This is a genomic window from Vibrio japonicus, from assembly GCF_024582835.1.
Classification (GTDB): Bacteria; Pseudomonadota; Gammaproteobacteria; order Enterobacterales; family Vibrionaceae; genus Vibrio; species Vibrio japonicus.
Genome location: NZ_CP102097.1, coordinates 882,367 through 908,535, shown reverse-complemented (window position 1 = coordinate 908,535; position 26,169 = coordinate 882,367). Strand labels below are relative to the sequence as shown.

The window sequence follows — 26,169 nt, the reverse complement described above, 5'->3', positions numbered from 1 at the left end:
AAAAAGCGCCAGTATAAATCGGCGCTTTTTCGTTTACTTATCGCTTAGCGAATTAATCTCACCACCAGCGAGCCCGGTGCTCTGACCGACTCCACATTGTGGCTTATCACCGTACCATCAATCGGCGATACGTAGGTTTCAACTTCATCACCAAAGCTGTTGTATTGCGTAGCCAATGTTTGCCCCGTTGTTACGCGGTCCATTAAATCAACATGACAAATCACAAAGCCACCTTGACTAGCACGAACACTGACAATTTCATTGCCTTCTACGCAAGGAGTAGGCGCAGAATCGACGGTTCCAGATATCACTTCGTACGCTTTTAGAATATTGAGTACGCCGCGTGTTGCTCTGTCGACCATCTCAAGGTCAGTGTAACGCCCGATACCCACTTCGATGGTGATGGATGGAATTCCCGCTCGGTTGTAGACCGTTTCAAGAATGCCAGGGTCACCGGGGTCATTAAGAATCACATCGGGATTGATCAGTCTTGCCATACGAATCGCGTCTTCCAAACGATAGTCTGCAAAAGCATAAAGCGGGTACGCCGAACCACTGGTTTGAGAATGGAGATCAATCGCTAGGTCTGCGTTTGGTTTGAGCAGATTCTCCCACAAGCTATTGGCGTAACGACTGGCATCGTCACCGTTTGGACTGCCGGGAAACACACGGTTCAAGTTAGCAGATGAGCTATCTGGCGCGGCTGAATGAAAGTCCCTGCTATGTCGGGCTATGCCTGACAAGTTAACCGTCGGTACAATCGTCACCACACCCGCGATCTCTTTTCCGACCAATTCACGCGCTAAGCGTTGTGCGGTCAGAATACCGTTTTGTTCATCCCCGTGCACACCGGCGGTAATCACAAAACGTTTCCCCTCTTTTTCGCCTTTAAACACTCTAACAGGCAGCGTTTGTGGATGGCCAATCGCATCTGTCGCTACTGCAAACCAGAACTTATGTTCACCCGTTTTTAGCGCATTAACATCCAGAGCTTGGATGGTCGGGTACATTGGCACAATGCACTCGTTGAGGGGTTTGGTCATTGACATCTCCATTGATTACAGGCTCAACCGAATAGCCATCCAGTATAATCTCAGCGATGTTAATTTTCACGAACAGATGTAACAACAACGCTCACAAGAATGAATCATTCACCTCGTTCAACTCCACCTTAAAACTCGCACTTCGTTGCCTTCATCCGGTTGCGCAGGAATGTTCATCGACAACGCAAAAGATACGCACGCCATTGCTGCACCGATGTAAAACACTGCGGCTGGCGAGACTAACCAGATTAAACCAAACGAAACAGGAATGAAGACAGCCGCGATATGGTTGATCGTAAAAGCGACCCCAGCGGTCGATGCCATATCCGCTGGATCGGCAATTTTCTGGAAGTACGTCTTAATCGCTAATGCAAGCGCGAAGAACAAGTGATCAACCACATACAGTGCCGCCGCCCACTCAGCTGACTCTACCAACGCATAACCAACGAAGACGCAAATCAGTCCGGTGTATTCAAACATCAGCGCTTTTCGCTCACCCACTTTACCGATGAAACGGCCGATTTTTTTCGCAAACAAGAAGTTAAACAGGTAGTTAATCAAAAACAGCATGGTGATATCTGCAGCAGAATAGCCGAATTTTTCCACCATCAAAAAGCCCGCAAAGACGGTAAAGATCTGACGACGCGCACCACTCATAAACGTGAGGGCGTAGTAGAGCCAGTAACGCTTGCGCAGCACCAGTTTCTTATTTTGCGGGACTTCAGATTTAAACTGAGGGAAGGCAAACGTCATCCACAATACCAGCAGAAAACCTACGCCCCCAAAACTTAGATACACCCATTTAAAGTCCATCTTGAGCACTTCCAAACACACCCATAATGCGCCGTACGTACAGAGTGAGGCGAGTGCGCCAACAGAAATGAATTTACCCAGCATTTCTGGTGCTTCTTCTTTCGACAACCATTGCAGTGACAGCGATTGTTTTAACGTTTCAAAGTAATGAAAACCCGTCGACATCAATAATGTCGTCAGCAACAAACCAAACAATGAAGGAAAAAATCCAGTCATCGCCGTACCTAATGTCAGCGCGCAAAGCGACAACAAAATGAATTTTTGTTCGCGAATAAACAGCAGCACAAACACCGCGGTAAAGGCGAGAAAACCAGGAATTTCGCGCACACTTTGCAATAAACCGATATCTGAGCCATCGAAATTCGCTTTCTCAATCACGAAATTATTGAGTAAGGCCATCCAACTCGAGAATGCGATAGGAACAACAATAGAGATAATTAACAGGAAGTTTTGTGGGGTTTTCCAACTAGCCGACTGATCCATTTTATAAATCCAATTTGTCTTTTTCTTTTACATTATAGCCATAAGAAGTAATAAACAACGTCCTATTCTCTTACTGAGCGATTAGTAAAAAGAAAAACAAAATCTAGAGCGAAAATTTTTCTTTAAAACAAGGCTTTAACAAATAAAAATTAATCGTTATTGTTGAGAAATGTTTAACCAGTCGAGAAGAATAATATGGAAATAATCATTCGTCCCACTCAAATCAGTGATGCAGCGGCATTATCCGATATTTACTCACAGCCAAATGCACAGCGTGAAACTCTGCAGCTGCCAAAACCATCTATCGCGATGTGGACGAAACGACTGGAAAACCTACCTGAAGGTGTATATAGCTTCGTTGCCGAGGTCGATGGGCGTGTTGTCGGCAATATCGGCTTTGAGCAATACCAACGCCCTAGAATCGCACACAGCGGGTCATTTGGCATTGGTGTACACGATGATTTTCACGGTTTGGGCGTCGGCAGCAAGTTAATCGAGACGGTAATTGATCTCGCGGATAACTGGCTACAAGTGAAAAGAATCCAAATCGATGTGAACAGCGACAATGAAAAAGCGATCGCGTGCTACAAGAAATTTGGCTTTGAAATCGAAGGGGAAGCGAAATGCGCGTCTTTCCGTGATGGGGAATACATTAATACCTATTATATGGCGCGCATTAAACCTTGATCATATTCAGGCTTACGTTTCAGTAAGCCTTTAATTGCTCCAGCGCTTTATTTTTTAACCCTTCGGTATAGGCATTTATTTTCCAATGCTCTGGACTCCAACCTTTCACAAAACGTTGGAAGTCAGCCCATGCGATAGCAAACATGGGTCGCCAACATTTTTCTACCTCATCGGCATCTATCTCTGGCCTGATGTTCGTTAACGCAGAGTTAAGGTGTTTGAAATACTCATCCAAAATCCAGTTTTCCATCTTCTGACAGTGCGCAGGTTTAACAGCACTACTCATAAACAAGGCCACATCTTTCATCGCACACCCTTTGCCCACATATTGGAAGTCTACTGCGGCGGCTCGCAAACCATCACTGGTAAAGCAAAAGTTCGCCAGCTTGGCATCGCCATGAACTAAGGTCTGATATGGAACACATTTAAGCGCATGGTCGACCTTTTCAGCCATCGCTTTGAGTGGTTGGTCGGTCAGAGCTTCAAGTTCATCGGGTCTGGTTTCAATATGCCAATATGTGCCACTTTGCCAAAGTCCATCACCTGAATTCTGTATGTGCTGAGCATGAAAGTAAGCTAACCATCGTAAAACCGCACCAAGGTGTCTTTGATCCGCTTCCTTAACCACTTCAGTGAATCCACTTGCGGATAGATCTTCCATGACCAATAGCCACTCGTTAGGTTTGTGTTCCACGCAAAGGGAAGCTGGAACTGGGCTTTCACGGTTCATTAAACTGGCGTAGTTTTGATACCAATAAAGCTCAACTTCATATGACTTTAACTTTCGCTGATGGGAAAAGTCGGTATTCCATCCTCGCGGGTGTTGCTCTGGTTTAGGTAAGCGCACATGCTTAATAACAATGCTGGTGTCGTCAACAAATACTCGGACCAATTCCCCATAGCCACCCCACAATACTTGCAATGCTTCAATTTGGTGGATGGTGCGAAAACCAAGCCGTTTAACCACGGGTAAATAATCCATGCTCGACATATTAAGCTTTAAGGTGCGCCCACTGTGGATTGCGTTCGAGATAATGAGCAACGTAGCTACAAACCGGTTTCACTTTGACACCCATTTTTTCCAATTCAGGTAAAACCGCTTCCATCATCACTTTTCCGTAGCCCTTGCCTCTCAGTTCTTCAGGCACTTTCGTTGAAGTAATAACATAGACGTCACTTTTAATTTCAAATTTCACTACCGCGTAGTAATCTCCCTCTAAATGAACGCGAAATTGAGAGAGATCCGGTTCAAAATACAGAACGTCAGACATAAGAAACTCCTAAAATTGATACCTAGTTCAAATAAATCAGGCCATTTGGTGTTTGAACAAACAAGCAGCTATACATTAAATTTGTAGCAATATAAATAACAAAACTAATAACAGATATTTTCCGCTATTAAAAACATAACATGCGGAATATGTGGAGACTAGATGAATACCCAAGCGTCAGCATATAAGGACAATTCGTTACGCACAAGTAGAGAAAGAAGTGTCGCCACGGTAACGAGTATTGATGCATTGGCTATGATCGAGCATGGTGGTGAATTTACCCTAGGGATCACAACACCAGTGGGCACAACGTTTAGATGCAAAACCGCCTTTATAGGTACACACTCCGATAGCATCATTTTAGCAGAGCTGCCTAAAGTGGCGGACAGTGACCTCAATTTCTTTTTCCAGGAAGGTTTCTGGGCAACGGTGAAAGCGATTTCCCCTCGTGGTGAAGGCGCTATTATTCAGTTTCGTAGTCAGTTGGAATATATCGTTAAAGATCCCATTCCTATGGTGATGCTTTCCATTCCCAAAACCATGCAAGTGTCCCAACTTCGCAAAGAACCACGTTTTGAAGTCAATTTGAGTGCGAGAGTCATAGCTAAAGATAGAAAACTTGACTGTGAAATTCGTGATCTATCAAAAAGTGGCTGCCGATTTATTACCGCACCTTTAAGCCGTTCTTTCCAAGTCGGAGATAAGATAGAGCTAACCGTTCAAATTAAGTCCATTAGCGGAAAAATGGTCTCTTTTGAGCCGTTGTATGGAAAAGTCTGTAATCTGCAGCGTTCCATGCAATATTCCAAATATGGTGTGCAATTCAATGAGTCAGGAAAAAACAACGCCAAAACACTGCTCAGCCACCTCAAGTTTGACGGCACTAAACTCACCCTTCGAAACGACACAAAATAAACATAAAAAAACGCCCTGCTGATTCTGTAGGGCGTTTTTGTTAACAGTCTCTGTTCACTATCCGATAAACGATATATACCCCTGAAGGATAATCAGGTTCACGATATCGATAAAGAACGCGCCAACGATAGGCACTACCATAAAGGCTTGCGGAGAAGGGCCGTATTTATTGACTAACGAGCCCATATTCATAACGGCCGTAGGTGTTGCACCTAAGCCAAAGCCACAGTGCCCACCCGCAATGACCGCTGCGTCGTAGTTAGAGCCCATCACCTTAAAAGTCACAAAGTAAGCGAATACACCAAGCACCACCGATTGAACCGCCAGAATAACCAAAAATGGAATCGCCAAATCAAAGATATTCCACAGTTTCAGGCTCATTAACGCCATTGCCAAAAACAGCGATAAGGATACGGTACCAAGAATATCGACGGTTTCCGCATTCACTTTATGTACCTTAGTGACTTCTAAGATATTAGTGATAAACACACCAATGAACAGAGCATAAACAAAGTCAGGGATCATCAACCAGCTAATCTCAAAGCTGCTCACCAACTGCTCCAAATACTTCGCGCCTGTCACACAGATAAGCAGAATGAACAGCACTTCAATCACCTTCTTAGCGGTGACTTTATCCTCTTCATACTCGTTGTAAGTAATGACTTCTGGAAACTTCTGGTGAGTTTGAGTGCCACGGCCATAGACTGATTCAAAGTTATTTTTATCAATCAGTTTCTGAGCGACAGGGCTACCAATAATACCGCCTATGATCAAACCGAATGTCGCCGATGCCATGGCAATTTCAAGAGTGTTGGTTAAACCGTAGGTTTCTGAAAATGTATTAGACCATGCGGCACCCGTGCCATGCCCACCTGACAGTGTAATGGAACCTGCAATCAAACCCATCAACGGATCGAGACCTAGCGCGCTTGCGAGTGAAATCCCTACTCCGTTTTGGATGATGATATAAAACGATGCCACAGCAAGAAAAAGGAACACTTTCGCCCCACCTTTCATTAGCTGGGTATAGTTTGCAGCCAAACCCACCGTGCTAAAAAACATCAACATAAACACATTTTGCAATGGCAACGAGAATTCTAAATCGATCCCATTAAAATGCATCATCGTAATGCCGATAGCGACGATCAAACCACCCACAATAGGCTCTGGAATGTTAAATTTCTTAAGAATAGGGAGCTTCGAGTTGATAAAGTGACCTAAGAATAGAACGCCGATGGCGACCATGAAAGATTCTTGCGGTCCAACTGAAATTATCTGATTCATATAACCTCTTTATTATGCGTCACTCATCTTCCCTAATGAGTTAAGAGCCCGATTTCGGCTCAGCGACAGGACGAGTTAGCGTGGTATCAACCAACGACTTACCTGTGCGATTAGTAAAATTTGTCTATTGAAAAATTTCCTCTCTACAGCGGGCGATCCCACTCCATTTCAACAGAATAACCAGAATTAAATACTGGCATGAGCTTAGAAGGCGGACATTATTAATGGATTTTTCACGTGTTGTCGAGTTGTGACACTAAAAACGTGTGCTGGGTTCACCTAGGTAAATACCATAAGTTACTGAAATTACGTTTGTTAATGGGAATTTACAAAATCCAAGACAAAAAAATAGCCAATCGCAAAGGGCGATTGGCTTATATTTTGTGTGAACAAAAAGCATTCACTAACAACGTCAGTTGGCTAGGTGACCCTCGGCTTAATAAGGGTCGATATCTATAATGCAGCATCCGTGCCAACTTTTTATGGCCATTTTCGATTAAAGAAACGCCACTTTAGCCATTATTCAATTCCCAAATTGCAAAATGAAATTGCATTTTGCGATCAATTTGCAAATTAATATAAAACCAGATTCTTATAAACAAGAATGTCAACTTAGCTTTTGCGGTACTTTTTAAACTAAAGAGTCGATATACTCGTACCACCTAAATTTATCCATTAGTTAGCATGAATTATTTTACGACGTTTCTCAAAGGAATAGCGATGGGTGCTGCAGACGTAGTGCCCGGTGTATCAGGCGGTACAATAGCGTTTATTACTGGTATCTATGACACGCTTCTAGAAAGCATCCGACGAGTAAATCCAAGTCTGTTGGGGATCTGGAAAAAAGGAGGGGTTAAAGCAGCCTTCAACCATATCAACGGATTTTTCTTAATCTCATTGTTTGGCGGCATTTTTTTCAGTATTGCGACACTCGCAAAACTCATCTCATGGTTATTGGTCACTCACCCAATCCCATTATGGTCCTTCTTCTTCGGGCTTATTCTGGTTTCCGTTTTCCACATGCTCAAACAAGTCGAGCGACGTAATGTAAGCCGCTTTGTGTTCCTGTTACTGGGTGTCGTGTTTGCTTATAGCATTACCATGCTGAAGCCATTGCACATGGAACCAACTAGCCTGAACGTTTTACTCGCTGGCTCTATCGCGATTTGCGCCATGATCCTTCCTGGTATTTCAGGAAGTTTTATTCTCCTGCTAATCGGCATGTACACCCCTGTCTTGGGCGCTGTGAAGTCATTTGACATCCCAATTCTGGCCCTATTTCTTTCCGGCTGCGTGGTGGGGCTACTGACATTTTCGCACCTGCTGTCATGGCTACTGCGGCACTTCCGCGATTTTACCTTGGTGTTCTTAACGGGTTTGATGCTAGGTACATTGCCTAAGATTTGGCCTTGGAAAGAAACGCTAACTTGGCGCACAAACTCGAAAGGTGAGCAAGTACCACTGTTGCAAGAGAACCTATCTCCATTTGATTTCGAAGCAGTTACCTCGCACCCCGCACAACTGGGTATTGCAATCGTATTGATGCTGTGTGCCATTGCACTGGTTCTAGGTTTAGAAAAGTTTGCGGAAAACCGCGACATCTAAACGGACAAGATTAGTACAAAAGGCGATACCTTAGGGCATCGCCTTTTTTGTTTTCAGATGATTCGTTTTGCTTGATACATCCAGAAAAAGCTACGCCACCTCACCCATTGCCAGATGAGATTGCTTGGGGAACAACTCCTCGTGCAGCGCACAAATCGCTTTCTGGTATTCTTTGTCGCTGACCACAAACTGCACGTTGACATTGCGCATAGATGAGTGCAACGCGGCAGGGGTAATCCCCTTGTTCATCAGTGCCAACACGCCTTGCGCCAACGCTTTGTTGGTATCAATCTGCGAGCCAATCACAGAAATCAGCGCCACCATGCGCCCTTTAATCGACGCTTTCGGATAGCGTTTTTCCGCTTTGTACAACACTTTGTTTAGGCTCTCTGTGCTGCCACCAAGATAGTAGGTAATCGAGTTCGCATTCATCTCTTTACCAATCAGGCTCACCCGAGCGTCTGCGATGAATTCCATCAACTCACAGCTTACGTTATCCACCTGGCCAACCATCGCTTGATCGAACAAGTGCAAAGCAAATACTTTCTCTTTGCCTGCGATGATCTCAACGCGGTCTTCATCTGGTTTGTACTGACTTGAGATTAATGTGCCCTGATGCTCTGGCTCAAAAGTATTCTTGATTTGCAGCTCAATACCGCTTTCGCGTAGGCCAGCCGCGGCATTCGGGTGAATCGCTTCCATACCCAAGTTTGCTAACTGGTCAGCGACGTCATAGTTAGTATGACCAATCGGTAGCACTTTCTCAGGGCCAACCACGCGAGGATCTGCCGAGCTCAAGTGATACTCTTTGTGGATGATCGCCAAATCCGCGTTAGTGATTGATGCAATTCGGCTGAATGTCATTTCACTGTAGCCGCGGTCATAGGTGGTCATCAGGCCTTCTTTACAATACGCGTAACCGGTGACGATTGGCAGTTCTTCGTCAATGTTAATGCCTTCAAAAGCATCTTTGATGGTCTCATCCAAGCTTTTGGGGGTTTGCGAATCCCAACCGGACAAGTCCACAAACTTGGCGTTGATGCCCATATTTTTCAGTTTTAGCGCAGTGTTAAAGGCGCTGTGGACTTCACCCAGTGAGGATAAAAACTCACGAATTTGCGGCAGGTAATGACGCAGTGAAAACTGGCCGTATTGGCACGTTTCCATAATATTTGTGACACAATTTTTCGCTTCAGAAATGCGCGAACGAATAAACTGGTCTGCTCGCATGCGATTCATTGGATCCGCGAAAATATTCTCGTTGGTCAACAACATGCGTTTCTCAACATAATCCAGAGCCTCTCGCCATTTTTCATCCCGTTTGGCAATTAACTGGTACACACCCGGCTTACTGGTTTTTTTGCATTCCAGTAGCGCGTCGGTAATACCGCCGTATGCCGACACCACAAACGCACGCTTATAGCGATCTTGTGGACGTAGGATGATGTTTTCGAGAACAGCATCAAATGCTGTCATAGAAGTACCGCCGATTTTTTCTACGGTATAAGTCATATTAGATAACCTCGATTATTTAATGACACGTATGTAATGACATGGGATTGAGGGTGATTTGAGATAGCGGGGCGATGCCCCACTTGCGCCGCTCGGTTAGTCAACCAAAGGGTAGACACCGTTTTCATCGTGCACTTCTGCGCCAGTGATCGGTGGATTAAAGACACAAGCCATGACCATTTCTTTGCCTTTGTAAGCACGTAAATAATGCTCGTCATGCTTATCGAGAATGTATAGCGTCCCCGGTTTGATTGGGTACGTTTCGCCGCCAACCACTTCGATTTCCCCTTCGCCACTCATGCAGTAAACCGACTCTAGGTGGTTTTGGTAGTGGATATGTGTTTCGGTGTTTTCAAAGATGGTCGTAATGTGGAAAGAAAAGCCCATTTTGTCATCTTTCAACAACATACGGACGCTTTCCCAAGTTTCTGCCACTACTCGACGTTCACTGTTTCGACACTCAGCTAGTGTTCTAACAATCATGTATTCTTCCTTGTTATGATGCTTTTTTAAAATATTTTGTCGCAACGCTTTCTACTGCATTTTCAAAAATGCTCAGGCCTTGTTCGAGTTCTTGCTCGGTAATCGTCAGTGGACAGAAGAACTTCACAATCTCATCGTCTGGGCCTGCGGTTTCAATCACCATACCCAGTTCAAAACAAGTCTTAGCAATCTCATCCGACAGATCGCCATTGCGACATTCGATACCTATCATCATGCCGCGACCTTTCTGCTGTACAAACAGCTCTGGGTAGCGTTTAACCAAACGCTGAATCGTGTTCGAAACCATCTCTGAACATTGACCAATGTGCGTTGCGAACTGGTCGTTTGCCCAATAGATTTCAAGTGCTTTCGCGGCAGTCACGAAGGCGTGGTTGTTGCCACGAAACGTACCGTTGTGCTCGCCCGGTTTCCACTTATCCAGTTCAGGTTTCAGCAGAACAATGGCCATTGGCAAGCCGTAACCACCGATCGATTTCGATAGCGTCACCATGTCTGGTTTGATGCCCGATGGCTCGAAGCTGAAGAAGGTACCAGTACGACCACAACCTGCTTGAATATCATCAACAATCAGTAAAATGTCGTGCGCTTTACAAAGTTTGCTCAAGCGCTGTAACCATTCATTTGACGCCACGTTCAAGCCGCCTTCACCCTGAACCGTTTCCAGCAGAACCGCCGCTGGCTTATCCATACCGCTTGAGTTATCAGAGAGCATGGTTTCAAAAAATGCCAAACCATCAATGTTCGCGTAACCGTCAAATGGAATACGAGTTACGTTGCTAAGTGGTGCACCGTTACCACCACGGTGATGTTGGTTACCCGTAGCAGCCAATGCGCCCGCGGTACAACCGTGGAAACCGTTGGTGAAAGCAACGATGTTGCTGCGACCCGTTACTTTACGCGCCAATTTCAGCGCAGCCTCGACGGCGTTGGTGCCCGTTGGGCCAGTAAACTGGACTTTGTAATCAAGATCTCTTGGGACAAGGATGTAACGCTGCAGCGACTTGAGAAACATCGCTTTTGCGTCGGAGTGCATATCCAATCCGTGTGTGATGCCGTCGGCTTCAATGTATTCCAATAGTGCTTGCTTAAGGACTGGGTTGTTGTGCCCATAGTTAAGCGATCCGGCACCGGCAAGAAAGTCCAGATAGCGCTCGCCTTGATCAGTTTCTAGCCAGCAACCTTTTGCTTTTTTGAATACCACCGGAAAACTGTTTGAGTATGAACGTACTTGGGATTCTCGTTTTTTAAAAATATCCATGTGAAAGACCGTTATGGCTCCTGTTTATTGAGGATTATTTAAAGGGATGCGATACAAATACTCGGTATCGTGCGTGCCTTTGAAATGTGCTTCTTCGTCTAGGAAAGTACTGACTTCACCACCATTGCCGTTATTGGCATCGAGTTTTTTGAACAATGACCAAGACGCGTCATTGTCTTTCGTGATGGTGGTTTCTACTGCATCGACACCTTGCAGCGATTTGCGCTGTAACAACTGGTCGAGCATTTTGTAAGCCAAGCCTTTACCGCGATAGCGAGGAGAGACAGCCACTTGCCATACGAACAACACATTAGGATCGCTGGGTTTTTTGTAACTTGAGATAAAACCCGCAATGTCTTTGTCTTGCTCTGCAATGATGCAAGTGTCACTGAAATGCGCTGCTTGAAGAAAATTGCAGTACGAAGAGTTCACATCCAATGGCGGGCAGTCTGCAATCAAACCAAAAATCTTGCTTCCATCCGCTCTGCTAGGTTCGCGAAAGTTCCATTTTTTACTTGGGGTCTCACCGATTTCGGGATACATCACCCAAGGCGCTGATGTGATCATATGAAAAAACATTTCCTTTGAACTCTAAACAAATTTCGTATTTATTATGACTCTACAACACCAATTAAAATCAAAATATATCGGCGTTAATGTGACGCAGATCACGCTTAATGAGTAAAAAATACATAAAAAAGGTTAGGACTCTAATCTATTTAGCTATCAATATCTGACAGGAATCGGGAATCGCTCAGGCATGTAGCAGGTTAGTTTCGTGCAAGAATCTGAATTTCCTGCGAATTGCCATACTAACTGGCACGCGAATTTGTTACCGTGCTTCTACGATAAAATAAAGAAACAAACGGATGACTTGCATATGCGCATTTTGATACTTCTCTTGGGGCTGTTTTCTTTTGTCCAGCCGACACTCGCCGAACAAAAGTCATACTCTGAGAGCGATTTGCTCGACCGCCCTTTAATGGAGCGATACATACTCGATGAGCTCAAAGCATTGAGACAGGAGCAACAAGACTTAGAGCGAAAACTGGTCATTCAAATCACCGATCGCGAGCTTTCCGTTGCCGACAAATCACTCAACTACGCCAACGTCACGGTAACGTACTTTTTCTACATCATTGCGGGTGTCGCTTCGTTAATTGCCTTTGTTGGCTGGCAATCTTTGAATGAATTCAAAAGTAATACTAGAGAGATGGCTGACAAACGCCTTGACGCGATTGCCAAAGAGTACGAAAAAAAATTCAGTGTGCTGGAGCGCGATTTGAAGCGTAAGACACGCATCATTAGTGAGAACAACAGAGAAATAGAGAAGATCAACGAGATCCACAACCTGTGGCTGCGTGCGCAAAGCATGCCAACGCCAGAACAGAAGATTGATGTTTACGATGAGATTTTGGGCATTCGCCCAGGGGATTTGGAAGCACTGACGTACAAAGCTGACGCCGCAATGGAAATCAACGAGTACCACTGGGCACTCAGCCTTTCAAACCGAGTGCTTGATCTTGATACAACCAACGGACCTGCACTGTACCAACGTGCGTGTGCCTACTCTCGTCTTGGGGTTGAAGAGCAAGCGATTGAAGATTTGGAGCGCGCGATCGAAGCGAGCCCTTCTATCCGAGACCTGATCAACACAGAGCCTGATTTAGAAGGGCTACACGGTAATCCACGCTTCGATGCACTGCTACATAACGAACACTAAGACTACTGAACCGCTCCGCAAGCTACGCCGCTTGTGGAGCGTTATAATTGCCTAGCAACGCGTCATAGAAGTTGCTGTCGTTGAGCACGCCCACCAGCTTACCATTCTCGACCAGCAGTATTGGTTGACCACTACGCTGCTTAAGCTCAATCGCTTCTCTCATACCAATCTCTGGGCTAGCCACTACGATGGTATTTTGGTCCACCTGATCAATATCAAACTGACCTTGCTGCCATTCAATCAACTTAAGGTTTTTGCTTTCCACAAGCTGAACACTCGCGGGAGTTTGCTCTACCCATACTTGCTTAGCCGAGCAGACTTCAAGTTTATCTTGCTGCTGCTTTAGTTCGCCCACTGGTTGCATTAACGAGCGTCCTTTTAACACATTCAATGGATTGGTGTGCGCGACAAAATCACGAACGTATTCGGTTTCTGGCTGCAACACGATCTGCTCTGGCTTACCGTGCTGGATGAGTTTCCCCGACTCCATAATCGCAATATTGTTGCCTATTTTCAGCGCTTCATCGAGGTCATGGCTGACAAATAAGATGGTCTTATTGAGCTTTTCTTGCAGCGCGATCAGCTCATCTTGCAACTGTGCGCGAATCAGCGGGTCAAGCGCGGAAAAGGGTTCATCCATCAGCAAGATATCGGTATCCATGGCAAAAGCGCGTGCTAGGCCGACACGTTGCTGCATACCTCCTGAAAGCTCGTGTGGAAACTTATCCGCCCATTCAGTCAACCCAACCATACCAAGCTGCTGCTTGGCTTTCTCTCTGCGTTCCGCTTTAGGCATACCTTGCATCTCTAGGCCAAATGCGACGTTATCGAGCACGCTCAACCAAGGCATTAGAGCGAACTTCTGGAACACCATTGAAATGCGGTGAGTACGCAGATGACGCAATGTGGATTCGTCACAATTCGCTAGGTCAACTTTCTGCTCACCATCTTTGATTTCCAGTGCGCCGCGCGAGATAGCATTCAAACCATTCACCGCCCTTAGCAAACTGGATTTACCCGAGCCAGAGAGCCCCATCAAGACACAGATTTCGCCCTCTTTAACGCTCATGCTGACGTTATCCACACCAACGACTTGACCAGTTTGATCGATGATCTCCTGACGGGCTTTGCCTTGGTCGAGTAACTCCAACGCTTTCTGTTGCTGATCACCAAATACCACATCAAGGTTTTTAATCGTAATTGCGTCCATGATTATGCTTCCTTCTGGTTAGGTGTTTTACATAGGCGGTCGAGAATGATCGCGACAAGTACAATCGCCAGTCCGGCTTCAAAGCCTTGCGAAATGTTCACCGTGTTGAGCGCTCGAACGACGGGTTTACCTAAACCATCCGCGCCAACAAGCGCAGCAATGACCACCATCGACAGTGACAACATAATGCACTGAGTCACCCCCGCCATAATGCTTGGCATCGCAGCAGGAAGCTCAACTTTGAATAGCAGCTTCATACGGTTGGCACCGAACGCTTTACCCGCTTCAATCAGCTCTTCAGGCACTTTGGTGATCCCGAGATAGGTTAAACGGATTGGCGCCGCGATGGCGAAAATGATGGTCGAGATAAGCCCCGGAACGATACCCAAACCAAACAGAACCAGTGTCGGGATCAGGTAAACAAAAGTCGGCACCGTCTGCATCAAATCGAGAATTGGTCTGAGCAGCGTATATAACCAAGGACGATGCGCCGCCATAATGCCAAGAGGAACACCAATTAATACGGAAATCGTTGTCGCCGCAAAGACTAAGACAAAGGTTTCCAGCATTTCTTGCCAGTATCCAAGGTTCAAAATGGTCAGTAGCGCCGCGACAATAAACAGCACCAGTGGCACGCTACGGTGCAAATACCATGCGATCGCAGCCGTCAGTACGATAGGCGCAGCTGGCGGCATCCACTTAAAAATATCTACAACAAAAAGAATGATGGTTTCGAGAAAAATGGAAATCGCGTCAAACAGGCCAGACGCATTGGTCGTCAACCAATCTACGCCCGTTTCCATCCATTGACCTAAGGGGATTTTGTTGTCTGTAATAAAATTCACAATACACCTTTATTTTGTTGGGCGAGCCAAAATCGCTCGCCCAGTTAAATTACGCTTTTGAGTTGATATAGTTCGTTACTGCTTGAGCCGCATCTTCACCCGCAAGCGTTGTGACGCCTTTCAGCCAAGGTTCGATTTGCTCTGGATTCTCTTTCAGCCATTGCTGAGCGGCTTTCACTGGCTTCACTTTCTGGTTGAGGATCGCTTCCATCAACTCGTTTTCCATCTCTAGGCTGAACTCGAGATTCTTCAGCAACTGACCTACGTTCTGACATTGGTTGAGGTAGTCAGCACGTACGTTGGTGTACACGTTCGCGCCGCCATAGTTAGGACCGAAATAGTCGTCACCACCGTCGAGGTACTCCATTTCGATGTTGCTGTTCATCGGATGCGGCGCCCAACCTAGGTAGACAATCCACTGATTTCGACGCGCGGCACGTGATACTTGAGAAACCATGCCCGCTTCACTCGATTCAACAAGGCTAAAATTTTTAAGATCAAAGGCGTTTTCGTCGATCATCGATTGGATCAAGCGGTTACCATCATTACCTGGCTCGATGCCGTAAATACGGTCGCGGAACTTGTCCGCGTGTTTCGCCAAGTCAGAGAAGCTCTTCACCCCAGCTTCGTAAACGTACTTCGGTACAGCTAGTGTGTACTTAGCCCCTTCGAGGTTAGCGCGCACGGTTTCAACCGTTCCCGCTTCACGGTATTTAGCGATATCTCCCTCCATTGTTGGCATCCAGTTGCCAAGGAAGATATCGATATCACCGTTCGCCATCGACGAGTACGTCACTGGCACAGAAAGCAGGTCGGTTTTGGTTGTGTAACCCATACCTTTCAGTAGCTCGCTTGTTACCGCTGTGGTCGCGGTGATGTCGGTCCAACCGACATCAGCGAAACGCACGGTCTCACATTGGTTAGCATAAGCGTTCATCGCTAAGGTACTTAGCGCGAGAGTTGAGAGCATTTTTGTCTTCATAGACATATGAATTTCCTTATATTAATTACTGACTTTGGGGGCTTAGCCCAATTTTCTTTTTGGTGAATTAATTCGTTGTTTTTCCTGCCACTGCGGGGCTATCCACACTGGTAGATCTTGTGTTGGCAGCGGCGCTTTATTGAGAATCATGTCCGTCGCTCGCTCGGCGACCATAATGGTTGGCGCATTGAGGTTGCCGTTTGGAATCGTTGGGAAGATCGATGAGTCCACCACTCGTAGGCCTTGGATACCGCGTACTCGGCACATTTCATCCAGAACCGCCATCGGGTCATCTTCAGCGCCTATTTTGCAGCTGCAAGAAGGGTGATAAGCACTTTCGACGTTCTCTTTGACCCACTCATCGATAGCTTCATCACTCTGAATATCCATACCCGGTTGGATCTCTTCACCGCGATACTCATCCATTGCTGGCTGCATTAAGATTTCGCGCGTCAGACGAATACAGTCACGCCAGTCTTGGCGGTCTTGTTCGGTAGAGATGTAGTTGAATTCGATACGTGGCTTGTCGTGTGGATTTGCCGAAGTAATCGCAACCGTGCCGCGACTTTCCGGCTTGTTCGGCCCAACGTGGACTTGAAATCCATGTCCGTCAAACGCGGCTTGTCCGTCATAACGCATCGCGGCTGGTAAGAAATGATATTGAATATTCGGCCACTTAAGACCTTTGCGAGAGCGGATAAACGCACACGATTCAAAATGGTTGGTTGCGCCGAGACCTTTGCGAGTCAGGATCCATTGAGTGCCAATCAACCCTTTGCTCACTAGACCTAACTTACTGTTCAGCGTGATCGGCTGTTTACAGTGATACTGGAAGTAGACTTCAAGGTGGTCTTGCAGGTTTTCACCCACACCCGGCAGATCGTGTTCGACTTCAACTCCGGCCTTTTCCAGTACTGCTTTGGGTCCGATACCTGACAGTTGCAGCAGTTGCACCGAGCCAATAGAACCCGCTGATGAGATCACTTCTTTTGCCGCGTAGCACTGCTGTACGTTGCCGCGCTTTTCAAACTCAATGCCAACGGCCTTCTTACCGTCAAGCAGCACTTTGCGCGCGACCACACCTTTAACGAGCGTCAAGTTCGAACGCTTGAGTGCACGCCTTAAGTACGCGTTAGAGGTCGAAGCGCGTACACCTTTGTCGACGGTCATGTGCATCGGGCCAAAGCCTTCTTGCTGATAACCGTTGTAGTCGTCCGTTTGCGGGTAACCGGCTTGCTGACCTGCGTCGATAAACGCTTGGTAAAGTGGGTTGAGCGCCATATCGTTACCGTTGCAAGTACCTAGCGGGCCTTCGCCACCACGGTATTCGTCCTCCCCGCCTTGCCATGACTCCGCTCGGCGAAAATACGGTAGACACGCTTGGTAGTTCCAGCCTTTCGCTCCGTGCTCTTCCCATTCATCAAAGTCACACGCATGACCGCGAACATACACCATGCCATTGATCGACGAACTGCCACCGAGCACTTTACCGCGTGGGCAATGTAGCTGACGTCCGTCGAGGCCTTTTTCTTGCTCGGTTTCAAATTGCCAAGCGTATTTTTCGGTATTCATCGGGTATGAAAGCGCGGTCGGCATCTGGATGAAAATACTTTTATCAGTACCACCGGCTTCGAGTAGCAGTACCTGATTTTCTCCGCTTTCTGTCAGCCTGTCCGCCAACACACAGCCGGCCGAACCCGCGCCGACGATAATGTAATCGTAGCGTTGTTGCATTTGTTGTCTCCGTTGAGGTTAGCGTTTAAGCGTAAGGACTGGCGAAATCGCCAAGCTCTACCAGTACACTCTTGGTTTGTGTGTAATGACGCAGGGTTTCTGGGCCGTTTTCACGCCCAACACCAGAGTGCTTGTAGCCGCCGACTGGCATCTCTGCCGGCGAGTCACCCCAAGTATTTACCCAGCAAATGCCGGCTTCGAGCTGATGAATAACGCGGTGTGCACGTGACAAGTTTTGTGTAAAAATGCCCGCGGCGAGGCCGTAATCGGTCGCATTAGCACGTTGGACAACCTCTTGCTCGTCAGAGAACTTCAGCACCGACATCACCGGACCAAAGATTTCTTGCTGCACGTGCGGCATTGAATCATCACAGTCAACAAACACGGTTGGCGCAACAAAGTTGCCTTTGTCTAGGCCATTTTCCGTCACTCGGTAGCCGCCAGTCAGCAACGTCGCGCCACTGGCTTTACCTTGTTCGATAGCGTCCAATACCTTGTGCATGTGATCAGTGGAAATCAGTGCACCAACTTGTGTTTGCAGGTCCATTGGGTCGCCGACCACCAGTTTCTCGGTGCGCTGTTTAAGCTGAGCAACAAACTGATCGTAAATCGACTCGTGGACAAATACACGTGTGCCGTTGGTACACACTTCGCCTTGGGTATAGAAGTTTGCGACCATCGCCGCAGAGACCGCATCGTCGAGCTTGGCATCATCAAACACGATCATCGGAGACTTTCCGCCCAGCTCCATCGTCACATCTTTGAGCGTTTTAGCGCTGTCCGCCATAACCAACTTGCCGGTACCCGATTCACCAGTGAACGACACTTTGGCAATATCCGGATGCGCCGTGAGCATTTGCCCGACTCGGTGGTCACCTTGAACTACGTTAAATACACCATCAGGAAGCCCCGCTTCGCTAAAAATTTCTGCTAGTTTCAACGCGGTTAGCGGCGTTTCTTCTGATGGCTTGAAGATCATCGCATTCCCCGCAGCGAGTGCCGGTGCCGATTTCCACATCGCGATTTGAATTGGGTAGTTCCATGCACCGATGCCGGCACAAATGCCTAATGGTTCACGTCGGGTGTAGAAAAACTGCGATTGGCCAAGTGGCTGTTGCTCGCCCTGCATCGCCGGGACCACCCCTGCGTAATACTCGATTACGTCTGCGCCAGTTACGATGTCGACTTCGAGCGCCTCTTGCAGTGGTTTACCCGTATCGGCGACTTCCAGCTTGGCGAGCTCGTCATTGCGTTCGCGCAAAATAGCGACAGCTTTGAGCAAAATGCGACTGCGCTCGATTGGCGTCATGGCTGACCAAATGGCAAAACCTTGCTTGGCTGAATCGATCGCTGCTTGGACGTCGCTCTCGCTCGCTTGGCCGATTTCAGCAAGCGGTTCACCGTTGGCCGGATTGTAAGTGGTAAAACTTTCTTCAGAGCTGGCCGAGCAAGCTTTACCGTTGATAAATAATGATTTTAGTTTCATATGAAGATGCTGACTTTATGTTTATTTTTGCGAATAAAACGTAAGTTGTTTATCCAGATAATCGTTAATGATGGTGCGCGCTTTTTCGGCATCGATCCCGTCGGGGTTGAGCGTCCCGCGAAGCCAGATACCGTCAATCAAAGACGCGATACCATGAGCGACCACTTCGGCCTGCTCTTTGGCAAAAAGTGCTTTGAGTTCAATAAGCAAGTGAGAAAGCAAACGACGTTCGTTGACGCGTTGCAATCGCTTAAGTTGTTGGTCGTGCATCGAGTACGACCAGAAGGCGAGCCAAGTTTTTGCCACCTTGTTCTCTGCCTGAAAACCGACAAAGTTGCCGTCAATAATGGCGTTAATTCGTTGCTTATGTGCATCTGCTGGGAGTTCGCGTAAACGGCCAGTGATGGTTTCAGACAACTGACGCAAGATCTCACGCATCGTTTCTTCCAACAGACCATGCTTACCGCCAAAGTAATGGTTAATGATCCCCGTAGATACCCCAGCCTCTTTACTGATCAAAGAAATGCTCGCCGCGTGTAAACCCACACGATCAATGACCGTCATTGTGGCTTGCACAAGCTGCGGTTTGCGTATTTTTGGCATCCCAACTTTAGGCATTTTTCGTCCTTTTTTATTTTTAATTGAACGTTTAGTTAAATATAAAATGCCTGAAAATTAGTTCGTACTCAAATTATTTTTCCATTTACAACAAATTTTACAAAAGAACTCTAACGAAAAAGTGTGACATTGGAGTGCGTAAAAGATCGGCTTACAATCGCGAAAATAAAAGTTAACAGAGGGATAGTACAAAAAACACCACTTATCTTTATCATTAAAAACAGTAACTTATTTAATATAAACAATGAGGATTTTGAAGAAAGAAAAACACAGAAAATGAATGAAACACATCTTACAGAACATCATTCATTGAAAAATATCAATTATTTATTTAGAGTACTAAACGTTAACCAACAAAGCATATCCAAAAAGGACTAACAACATGGATCCCATACTGGAAGTTAAGGGACTGTACAAAGTGTTTGGCGATGAGACTGAACGCGCCTTTTCGATGATCAATCAAGGCGCCGATAAAGACGCCGTGTTTGAGAAAACCGGAGCAACCATAGGCGTCAACGATGTCTCTCTTACCATCCAAGAAGGCGAGATTTTCGTTATTATGGGGCTGTCTGGCTCCGGTAAATCCACTCTCGTTCGTCTCCTTAATCGACTCATCGAACCCTCCAAAGGCTACGTTTTTCTCAAAGGCAAAGACATCGCACACATCTCGGAAGATGAGCTTCGCCAAGTACGCCGCAACAACATCTCTATGGTTTTCCAAAACTTTGCGTTAATGCCGCACATGACGGTGATTGAAAATGCAGCGTTCGGCCTAGAGCTAGCGGGAATCGACCCAGGCACACGCAAAACCAGCGCATTAGCCGCACTTGAGCGCGTCGGTTTGGATGCCTACGCGGAATCATTCCCGGATGAATTATCCGGCGGCATGAAGCAGCGTGTAGGCTTAGCCAGAGCGCTGGCGTGTGACCCGGATATCTTGCTGATGGATGAGGCGTTTTCCGCACTTGACCCTTTGATTCGAACCGAAATGCAAGACGAGTTGATTCGCCTGCAAAACGATGACAAACGTACCATCGTATTTATCTCTCACGACTTGGACGAAGCCATGCGCATCGGCGATCGTATCGCGATCATGCAAAATGGTTCAGTTGTCCAAGTCGGCACGCCAGACGAAATTCTCAACCAGCCAGCCAACGACTATGTGCGCGCCTTTTTCCGTGGCGTGAACGTGGCCAGCGTACTGACCGCCAAAGACATTGCGCGGAAAAAGCCAGCGGCCGTGTTCAAAAAATCGGAGCACGATGGTCCGGCGTCGGCACTGCAGATTCTGATCGATAGCGACCGTGACTACGGCATTGTCGTTGATAAAACCAGCCGCTACTCGGGCATCGTTTCTCTCGACTCGCTACGCGTGGCAAACAAAGAAAGCCGCTCGCTTTCCAGCGCTCAATTGGAAGATGGCCTCACGCTCAAACCAGATCAGCCGATTAACGACATCTTAAGCGTGGTGGCGAGCGTGCCTTACTCGGTGCCCGTTGTAGATGACAACGGCAACTATTTCGGTGTTGTCACTAAATCACGCTTGCTACAAACGCTAGATAAGGATTAGTACCATGTCATCAGAACAAACCAACAACGATCCTTGGTCACAGTCGACAACTGAGCAGAGCGATCCATGGGGTCAAGCCTCCTCCAGCGACTCAGCCGCGTCAGACTGGTTAAGCTCCGAAGTGGTGACAGAAAAGCCATTCGATGTTTTGCACCCATTTGATAACGCGGTGCTGCCTTTCGACTCTTGGGTTGAAACCGGATTAAACTGGCTGGTCGAACACGGGCGTCCGCTATTTCAGGCGATCCGCATTCCCATCGACTTTATTCTTAGCTCATTTGAAACCGCTTTGGTCTCGACACCTGCGCCTTTCATGCTGGTGATTCTGTTTTTGCTCGCGTGGCAGTTTTCGAGCTTAAGACTCGGATTCGCTACCGTGGTCTCACTGGTGTTTATTGGCCTGATTGGCGCGTGGTCTGAAGCCATGACCACTCTGTCTTTGGTCATGACCTCGGTGTTTTTCTGCTTGCTGATTGGGTTGCCAATGGGGATATGGCTCGCCAGAAGCGATACCGCGGCGAGATTTGTCAGGCCGCTACTGGACGCGATGCAAACCACACCCGCCTTCGTTTATCTCGTCCCTATCGTAATGCTGTTTGGAATCGGTAACGTGCCAGGCGTCGTGGTGACCATCATCTTTGCGCTGCCGCCCGTCGTCCGTCTGACCATTTTAGGGATTCAGCAAGTTCCGGAAGAGCTGATCGAAGCTGGTCACTCATTCGGTGCCAACAAAAAACAGATGCTGTATCGCATTCAACTGCCGCTCGCACTGCCCACCATTATGGCGGGTGTTAACCAAACGCTCATGCTGTCACTGTCGATGGTGGTGATCGCGTCGATGATTGCGGTGGGTGGTTTAGGCCAAATGGTGTTGCGTGGCATCGGTCGTTTGGATATGGGCCTCGCGGCAGTCGGTGGCGTCGGCATCGTTATCCTCGCGATTTTGCTTGACCGCATCACACAAGAATTAGGGACAAACGCAGGTAACACCAAACTCCGTTGGTACCACACCGGTCCTATCGGCCTGTTACTTCGCAGCAAAAGTAAGAATCAGGAACTTACATTAAGGAGAAATACCAATGAATAATGCATGGAAGAAGGCATTCACTGTAGGCGCAGTTTCAACGCTTGCGCTATCCACTAACGTTTGGGCTGAAAAGCTGCCGGGCGAAGGGGTGACGGTTCAACCTGTTCAGTCAACAGTAGCAGAAGAGACCTTCCAAACACTGATCGTCAACCGCGCACTTGAAGAGCTAGGCTATGACGTGCAGCCAACCAAAGAAGTGGACTACAACGTTGGTTACACCTCCATTGCCAAAGGTGACGCCACCTTCCTAGCGGTCGGTTGGTTCCCACTTCACGCCGACAAGTACACTCAATCTGGCGGCGACGACAAGTTTTTCCGTGAGGGTCAGTATGTCAGTGGCGCTGCGCAAGGTTACTTGATCGATAAGAAAACCGCTGAGAAATATGGCATCACCAATATCGCTCAACTGAAAGACCCAAAAGTGGCGAAGCTGTTTGACGCGGACGGTGACGGCAAAGCGGACTTAACCGGTTGTAACCCAGGCTGGGGGTGTGAGCTGGTCGTAGAAGAACACCTGACCGCTTACAACCTGCGTGATACGGTTGACCACAACCAAGGTAATTACGCGGCGATCATCGCCGATACCATCTCGCGCTACAAAAAAGGCGACCCAATCCTGTACTTCACTTGGACACCTTACTGGGTAAGTGGTGTGCTTGTTCCGGGTAAAGATGTTGTCTGGCTAGAAGTGCCGTTCTCAGCACTGCCTGGCGAGCGTAAAGGTGTCGACACCACGCTAGCAAACGGCAAAAACTACGGTTTTGAAATGAACTCGATGCGCATTGTGGCAAACAAAGCGTTCACCGAGAAGAACCCTGCAGCGGCAAAATTGTTTGAAATCATCAAGCTCAACATCAACGATGTCAGTGCGCAAAACATGATGATGAGCAAAGGCAAAAACAGCATGGCAGACATTGAGTCGCACGTTGACGGCTGGGTAAAAGCAAACCGCAAACAGTTTGACGCTTGGATTGCCGAAGCGAAAAAAGCCGCGCTGTAACTGCTGCATTTTCAAACCATAAATACTCAAAGAGCCGCATCACGCGGCTCTTTTTTACTTAGACGATCATGTTTACTTAGACGGTCATAACGCCAGAAAGCGCGGTCACTGCGCTGCCCGACAGCTTCACCAAGGATGGCGAAAGCACTTCCACACCGACATACCCGCCACGCGCAGAGGCTTGGTAGCCCAGCATTTTGTGTTTACTGAACTTGTTAGCCCAATAGACGCCAAGCGCGCAATGCGCTGAACCCGTAACCGGATCTTCATCAACGCCAACCCAAGGCGCAAAGTAACGAGAGGTAAAATCCTGATCCGCATTCGATTGGGCGGTCACCAACACACCACGTCCGGCTAGCGCTTTTAAGCCGTTAAAGTCTGGCTGCAATTCCAGCAGCTTTTGCTCATTATCGATCACAATAAACTGCTTGCTATCAAACATTCCGTAGTCAACCACATCGCTCGTGCTTAACCCTAGCAGGCGAAGGATATCGGCATCCGCCTCCACGGTGAAATCCAGCTCTGGCGCAGGGAAAGCCAAATCGATACTGTCACGGTTTAACTCTGCGGTTAACACGCCGGACAGGGTATTAAAGGCAATGCTATCGCCTTGTTGGTACATCCCCATCGATTTAAGCACATGCGCTGTAGCCAACGTGCCGTGACCGCACAGCTTCACTTCCACTTGGGGCGTGAACCACTTTAACTGCATGCTATCGAGCGACAAAAACGCGGTTTCCGATACGGCCATTTCTGCGGCGATCGCCAGCATTAAGCCTTCTTCCAATGCCGTTTCGGTAATACATACCCCGGCAGGGTTCCCTTTAAACTGTTCTGATGCAAACGCATCGACCTGATAGATCTGTAATTCCATAATTTACCTAGTGTTTCTGACGAAATTTATTATATCGATTAGTCTGGTACGACGCTATTCCAACGGCTTCGGAATGCACTCGGGGTCAGGCCGATGACTTTGACAAACACCTTACGAAAGCTGTTAACGTCTTCGTAGCCGACCAAAAAACTTACCTGCTCGACCGATTTAGTGCTGCCCTCCAGCAGTTCACATGCCTTTTGAATACGAACTCGCTGAATATAGTGGATGGGCGTTAGTCCCGTCGCTTTCACAAAGTGGCGAATAAAGGTGCGGCGCGTCATGCATACAAGGGTAGCTAGTGAGTCGATGTCCTGTGGGGTGTGAAAGTGAGTCTGAATATGGCGCTGCACCAGGGCCACTTTGTCATCGCCGTGGGAATAGTTAGGAGTAAAACTTTGGTAGTAGCGCTGATCTCGCTCGCCCGTATCGACCACCAAATACTTTCCTAACTGTCTGGTCTCTTTGGCGTTCGCATACCGAGTGATCAGCGCAAAGCACAAATCCATCCAAGACATCAGTCCACCAGCCGTCACAATATCAACGTCATCAATCACGATTTTGTGGATATCAATCTTCACCTCGGGGTGATGTTGCGCCAGTTGCTGCTCTAACTGCCAGTGTGTGGTTATGGTTCTGCCACGCAGCAGACCCGAACGCGCGAGAATAAACGCCCCTGCGCACACCGAACAAATTACCGTGCCTTTGCTGTGCGCGGCCACCAAGTAATCGAGCAGCGCCTCATCGGGGTCTAAAAAGTATTCTCCTTCCAGATTAGGCGGCAAGACCACAATGTCTGTGTCTATGGTGTTGAGCTGCGCCACCCCAGACACCTCAGACACCTCAGACACAATTGGAACAAACCGAGATGACTCTGGCGTGGTTTGCTTGTTGGCTAACAGCAAAAACTCTTGCATGCCATGCACGGCGCTTTGCAATGCTCCGGGGTAATTGATGATTTCAACCGTAATCGTGTTTGTCACTTTTGCCATAGACTCTGTCATTTTTGACATTCGATAGAATGCCCAGACTAGTCATAATGGTTATGCAACGCAACACATTAACGTAAGGACAGACCCATGACGAAAACTGCACTGCTGATTATTGATATTCAAAATGACTACTTTTCAAGCTTTGACGGCGCTAAATGGGCGCTTTCGGGCACAGAAGCGGCTGCAAGCAATGCCGCACTGCTATTAGCCAAGTTCCGAGCACAAAATCTGCCAGTGATTCATGTGCGACACGAGTTCACGACCCCAGACGCCCCGTTCTTCGCTCCGAATTCAGAGGGCGCGCAGATCCACGCCAGCATCGCGCCACAAGAAGGGGAAACCGTGGTGGTGAAATCGGCGATCAATAGCTTTAAAGACACCGAGTTAGATGCGGTGTTAAAACAGAAAGGCGTTGAGCGCCTAGTGATGGTTGGCGCGATGAGCCACATGTGTATCGACGCCGTGGTACGCGCCGCAGCGGACTTAGGCTATGAATGCCACTTAGCGCACGATGCGTGTGCAACTCTGGACCTAGAGTTCAATGGGACTCATGTGCCAGCACATCTGGTGCACGCCGCCTTTATGGCCGCGCTGGAGTTTGGCTACTGCAAGGTCGATTCGACGCAAAATCTCATCAATCAATTTTAATTGTGACTGGTCACGCTGGTTTCCG

25 protein-coding genes are annotated in these 26,169 nt (G+C 47.5%); 8 read left to right on the top strand and 17 right to left on the bottom strand.

Features of this window, described 5'->3' with window-relative positions; translation table 11 throughout:
• Positions 1–44: 44 nt before the first annotated feature.
• Both NP165_RS17265 and NP165_RS17260 read right to left on the bottom strand, forming a co-directional pair.
• On the bottom strand, positions 45–1,043 hold the full coding sequence (locus tag NP165_RS17265) for a succinylglutamate desuccinylase/aspartoacylase family protein (RefSeq protein WP_257085768.1): 999 nt from the start codon (positions 1,041–1,043) through the stop codon (positions 45–47).
• A 117-nt stretch (positions 1,044–1,160) separates the two neighbouring features.
• A complete protein-coding gene (locus NP165_RS17260) occupies positions 1,161–2,339 on the bottom strand; it encodes an MFS transporter (RefSeq protein ID WP_257085767.1) in 1,179 nt (392 codons plus the stop codon).
• Positions 2,340–2,534: 195 nt separating this feature from the next.
• Between NP165_RS17260 and NP165_RS17255 the strand changes: the two genes are divergently transcribed.
• Positions 2,535–3,026: a GNAT family N-acetyltransferase gene (locus tag NP165_RS17255; protein WP_257085766.1), complete on the top strand. Its 492-nt coding sequence runs from the start codon at positions 2,535–2,537 to the stop codon at positions 3,024–3,026.
• Positions 3,027–3,045: 19 nt separating this feature from the next.
• Here NP165_RS17255 and NP165_RS17250 read toward each other — a convergent pair whose 3' ends face one another.
• Together NP165_RS17250 and NP165_RS17245 are read right to left on the bottom strand one after the other, a co-directional pair.
• A complete protein-coding gene (locus NP165_RS17250) occupies positions 3,046–4,017 on the bottom strand; it encodes a phosphotransferase (RefSeq protein ID WP_371133726.1) in 972 nt (323 codons plus the stop codon).
• Between the two features lies 1 nt (position 4,018).
• Entirely contained in the window at positions 4,019–4,297 is a 279-nt protein-coding gene (locus NP165_RS17245; protein WP_257085765.1) for a GNAT family N-acetyltransferase, read from the bottom strand.
• A 162-nt stretch (positions 4,298–4,459) separates the two neighbouring features.
• Here NP165_RS17245 and NP165_RS17240 point away from each other — a divergent pair, with 162 nt between their 5' ends.
• Complete coding sequence (locus NP165_RS17240) at positions 4,460–5,212, top strand: flagellar brake protein (protein WP_257085764.1); 753 nt, start codon at positions 4,460–4,462, stop codon at positions 5,210–5,212.
• A 57-nt stretch (positions 5,213–5,269) separates the two neighbouring features.
• On the opposite strand, the gene gltS is transcribed toward NP165_RS17240, so the two are convergent.
• Complete coding sequence (gltS, locus tag NP165_RS17235) at positions 5,270–6,496, bottom strand: sodium/glutamate symporter (RefSeq protein ID WP_257085763.1); 1,227 nt, start codon at positions 6,494–6,496, stop codon at positions 5,270–5,272.
• A gap of 684 nt (positions 6,497–7,180) precedes the next feature.
• Between gltS and NP165_RS17230 the strand changes: the two genes are divergently transcribed.
• Positions 7,181–8,101 carry a polyprenyl-phosphate transporter gene (locus NP165_RS17230; RefSeq protein ID WP_257085762.1) on the top strand — a complete coding sequence of 307 codons (921 nt, stop codon included), beginning with the start codon at positions 7,181–7,183 and terminating at the stop codon, positions 8,099–8,101.
• 90 nt (positions 8,102–8,191) lie between these two features.
• Here NP165_RS17230 and NP165_RS17225 read toward each other — a convergent pair whose 3' ends face one another.
• The 4 genes from NP165_RS17225 to ectA all read right to left on the bottom strand — a co-directional run bounded on the left by NP165_RS17225 (position 8,192) and on the right by ectA (position 11,942).
• Positions 8,192–9,613, bottom strand: coding sequence for an aspartate kinase (locus tag NP165_RS17225; RefSeq protein ID WP_257085761.1), 1,422 nt, complete (start codon positions 9,611–9,613; stop codon positions 8,192–8,194).
• Positions 9,614–9,709: 96 nt separating this feature from the next.
• Positions 9,710–10,096, bottom strand: coding sequence for an ectoine synthase (locus tag NP165_RS17220; RefSeq protein WP_257085760.1), 387 nt, complete (start codon positions 10,094–10,096; stop codon positions 9,710–9,712).
• 13 nt (positions 10,097–10,109) lie between these two features.
• Positions 10,110–11,375, bottom strand: a complete 1,266-nt coding sequence (gene ectB, locus NP165_RS17215) for a diaminobutyrate--2-oxoglutarate transaminase (protein ID WP_257085759.1) — start codon at positions 11,373–11,375, stop codon at positions 10,110–10,112.
• 24 nt (positions 11,376–11,399) lie between these two features.
• Positions 11,400–11,942 (bottom strand): diaminobutyrate acetyltransferase, encoded by a 543-nt coding sequence (gene ectA / locus NP165_RS17210; RefSeq protein WP_257085758.1) that lies wholly within the window; start codon positions 11,940–11,942, stop codon positions 11,400–11,402.
• 313 nt (positions 11,943–12,255) lie between these two features.
• Between ectA and NP165_RS17205 the strand changes: the two genes are divergently transcribed.
• A complete protein-coding gene (locus NP165_RS17205) occupies positions 12,256–13,098 on the top strand; it encodes a tetratricopeptide repeat protein (RefSeq protein ID WP_257086851.1) in 843 nt (280 codons plus the stop codon).
• 22 nt (positions 13,099–13,120) lie between these two features.
• Here NP165_RS17205 and choV read toward each other — a convergent pair whose 3' ends face one another.
• Genes choV through betI form a run of 6 tightly spaced genes read right to left on the bottom strand, consistent with a single transcriptional unit; the run spans position 13,121 to position 19,973 of the window.
• Positions 13,121–14,308 carry a choline ABC transporter ATP-binding protein gene (gene choV / locus NP165_RS17200; RefSeq protein ID WP_257085757.1) on the bottom strand — a complete coding sequence of 396 codons (1,188 nt, stop codon included), beginning with the start codon at positions 14,306–14,308 and terminating at the stop codon, positions 13,121–13,123.
• Positions 14,309–14,310: 2 nt separating this feature from the next.
• Entirely contained in the window at positions 14,311–15,153 is an 843-nt protein-coding gene (gene choW, locus NP165_RS17195) for a choline ABC transporter permease subunit (protein WP_053407171.1), read from the bottom strand.
• Positions 15,154–15,202: 49 nt separating this feature from the next.
• Complete coding sequence (locus NP165_RS17190; RefSeq protein WP_257085756.1) at positions 15,203–16,141, bottom strand: choline ABC transporter substrate-binding protein; 939 nt, start codon at positions 16,139–16,141, stop codon at positions 15,203–15,205.
• Between the two features lie 36 nt (positions 16,142–16,177).
• Positions 16,178–17,869, bottom strand: a complete 1,692-nt coding sequence (gene betA / locus NP165_RS17185; protein WP_257085755.1) for a choline dehydrogenase — start codon at positions 17,867–17,869, stop codon at positions 16,178–16,180.
• Between the two features lie 25 nt (positions 17,870–17,894).
• Entirely contained in the window at positions 17,895–19,355 is a 1,461-nt protein-coding gene (gene betB, locus NP165_RS17180) for a betaine-aldehyde dehydrogenase (protein ID WP_257085753.1), read from the bottom strand.
• 21 nt (positions 19,356–19,376) lie between these two features.
• Positions 19,377–19,973: a transcriptional regulator BetI gene (gene betI / locus NP165_RS17175; RefSeq protein WP_053407167.1), complete on the bottom strand. Its 597-nt coding sequence runs from the start codon at positions 19,971–19,973 to the stop codon at positions 19,377–19,379.
• Between the two features lie 382 nt (positions 19,974–20,355).
• On the opposite strand from betI, the gene proV reads away from it, so the two are divergent.
• Genes proV through proX form a run of 3 tightly spaced genes read left to right on the top strand, consistent with a single transcriptional unit; the run spans position 20,356 to position 23,630 of the window.
• Positions 20,356–21,543, top strand: a complete 1,188-nt coding sequence (proV, locus tag NP165_RS17170) for a glycine betaine/L-proline ABC transporter ATP-binding protein ProV (protein ID WP_257085752.1) — start codon at positions 20,356–20,358, stop codon at positions 21,541–21,543.
• A 4-nt stretch (positions 21,544–21,547) separates the two neighbouring features.
• Positions 21,548–22,630, top strand: coding sequence for a glycine betaine/L-proline ABC transporter permease ProW (gene proW, locus NP165_RS17165; protein WP_257085751.1), 1,083 nt, complete (start codon positions 21,548–21,550; stop codon positions 22,628–22,630).
• Positions 22,623–23,630 carry a glycine betaine/L-proline ABC transporter substrate-binding protein ProX gene (proX, locus tag NP165_RS17160; RefSeq protein WP_257085750.1) on the top strand — a complete coding sequence of 336 codons (1,008 nt, stop codon included), beginning with the start codon at positions 22,623–22,625 and terminating at the stop codon, positions 23,628–23,630. The genes proW and proX overlap by 8 nt, the downstream gene beginning before the upstream one ends.
• Before the next feature lie 76 nt (positions 23,631–23,706).
• Here the strand turns inward: proX and NP165_RS17155 are convergent, their stop codons facing one another.
• On the bottom strand, positions 23,707–24,504 hold the full coding sequence (locus NP165_RS17155; RefSeq protein ID WP_257085749.1) for a PhzF family phenazine biosynthesis protein: 798 nt from the start codon (positions 24,502–24,504) through the stop codon (positions 23,707–23,709).
• Between the two features lie 38 nt (positions 24,505–24,542).
• Complete coding sequence (locus tag NP165_RS17150; RefSeq protein WP_257085748.1) at positions 24,543–25,496, bottom strand: GlxA family transcriptional regulator; 954 nt, start codon at positions 25,494–25,496, stop codon at positions 24,543–24,545.
• Between the two features lie 87 nt (positions 25,497–25,583).
• Between NP165_RS17150 and NP165_RS17145 the strand changes: the two genes are divergently transcribed.
• Complete coding sequence (locus NP165_RS17145) at positions 25,584–26,144, top strand: cysteine hydrolase family protein (RefSeq protein WP_257085747.1); 561 nt, start codon at positions 25,584–25,586, stop codon at positions 26,142–26,144.
• Positions 26,145–26,169 lie beyond the last annotated feature (25 nt).

Excerpts from the sequence above, each read along its gene's own strand:
- NP165_RS17265 (WP_257085768.1), bottom strand. The coding sequence starts at position 1,043 with ATGACCAAACCCCTCAACGAGTGCATTGTGCCAATGTACCCGACCATC.
- NP165_RS17260 (WP_257085767.1), bottom strand. The coding sequence starts at position 2,339 with ATGGATCAGTCGGCTAGTTGGAAAACCCCACAAAACTTCCTGTTAATT.
- NP165_RS17255 (WP_257085766.1), top strand. The coding sequence starts at position 2,535 with ATGGAAATAATCATTCGTCCCACTCAAATCAGTGATGCAGCGGCATTA.
- NP165_RS17250 (WP_371133726.1), bottom strand. The coding sequence starts at position 4,017 with ATGTCGAGCATGGATTATTTACCCGTGGTTAAACGGCTTGGTTTTCGC.
- NP165_RS17245 (WP_257085765.1), bottom strand. The coding sequence starts at position 4,297 with ATGTCTGACGTTCTGTATTTTGAACCGGATCTCTCTCAATTTCGCGTT.
- NP165_RS17240 (WP_257085764.1), top strand. The coding sequence starts at position 4,460 with ATGAATACCCAAGCGTCAGCATATAAGGACAATTCGTTACGCACAAGT.
- gltS (WP_257085763.1), bottom strand. The coding sequence starts at position 6,496 with ATGAATCAGATAATTTCAGTTGGACCGCAAGAATCTTTCATGGTCGCC.
- NP165_RS17230 (WP_257085762.1), top strand. The coding sequence starts at position 7,181 with ATGAATTATTTTACGACGTTTCTCAAAGGAATAGCGATGGGTGCTGCA.
- NP165_RS17225 (WP_257085761.1), bottom strand. The coding sequence starts at position 9,613 with ATGACTTATACCGTAGAAAAAATCGGCGGTACTTCTATGACAGCATTT.
- NP165_RS17220 (WP_257085760.1), bottom strand. The coding sequence starts at position 10,096 with ATGATTGTTAGAACACTAGCTGAGTGTCGAAACAGTGAACGTCGAGTA.
- ectB (WP_257085759.1), bottom strand. The coding sequence starts at position 11,375 with ATGGATATTTTTAAAAAACGAGAATCCCAAGTACGTTCATACTCAAAC.
- ectA (WP_257085758.1), bottom strand. The coding sequence starts at position 11,942 with ATGATCACATCAGCGCCTTGGGTGATGTATCCCGAAATCGGTGAGACC.
- NP165_RS17205 (WP_257086851.1), top strand. The coding sequence starts at position 12,256 with ATGCGCATTTTGATACTTCTCTTGGGGCTGTTTTCTTTTGTCCAGCCG.
- choV (WP_257085757.1), bottom strand. The coding sequence starts at position 14,308 with ATGGACGCAATTACGATTAAAAACCTTGATGTGGTATTTGGTGATCAG.
- NP165_RS17190 (WP_257085756.1), bottom strand. The coding sequence starts at position 16,141 with ATGTCTATGAAGACAAAAATGCTCTCAACTCTCGCGCTAAGTACCTTA.
- betA (WP_257085755.1), bottom strand. The coding sequence starts at position 17,869 with ATGCAACAACGCTACGATTACATTATCGTCGGCGCGGGTTCGGCCGGC.
- betB (WP_257085753.1), bottom strand. The coding sequence starts at position 19,355 with ATGAAACTAAAATCATTATTTATCAACGGTAAAGCTTGCTCGGCCAGC.
- betI (WP_053407167.1), bottom strand. The coding sequence starts at position 19,973 with ATGCCTAAAGTTGGGATGCCAAAAATACGCAAACCGCAGCTTGTGCAA.
- proV (WP_257085752.1), top strand. The coding sequence starts at position 20,356 with ATGGATCCCATACTGGAAGTTAAGGGACTGTACAAAGTGTTTGGCGAT.
- proW (WP_257085751.1), top strand. The coding sequence starts at position 21,548 with ATGTCATCAGAACAAACCAACAACGATCCTTGGTCACAGTCGACAACT.
- proX (WP_257085750.1), top strand. The coding sequence starts at position 22,623 with ATGAATAATGCATGGAAGAAGGCATTCACTGTAGGCGCAGTTTCAACG.
- NP165_RS17155 (WP_257085749.1), bottom strand. The coding sequence starts at position 24,504 with ATGGAATTACAGATCTATCAGGTCGATGCGTTTGCATCAGAACAGTTT.
- NP165_RS17150 (WP_257085748.1), bottom strand. The coding sequence starts at position 25,496 with ATGGCAAAAGTGACAAACACGATTACGGTTGAAATCATCAATTACCCC.
- NP165_RS17145 (WP_257085747.1), top strand. The coding sequence starts at position 25,584 with ATGACGAAAACTGCACTGCTGATTATTGATATTCAAAATGACTACTTT.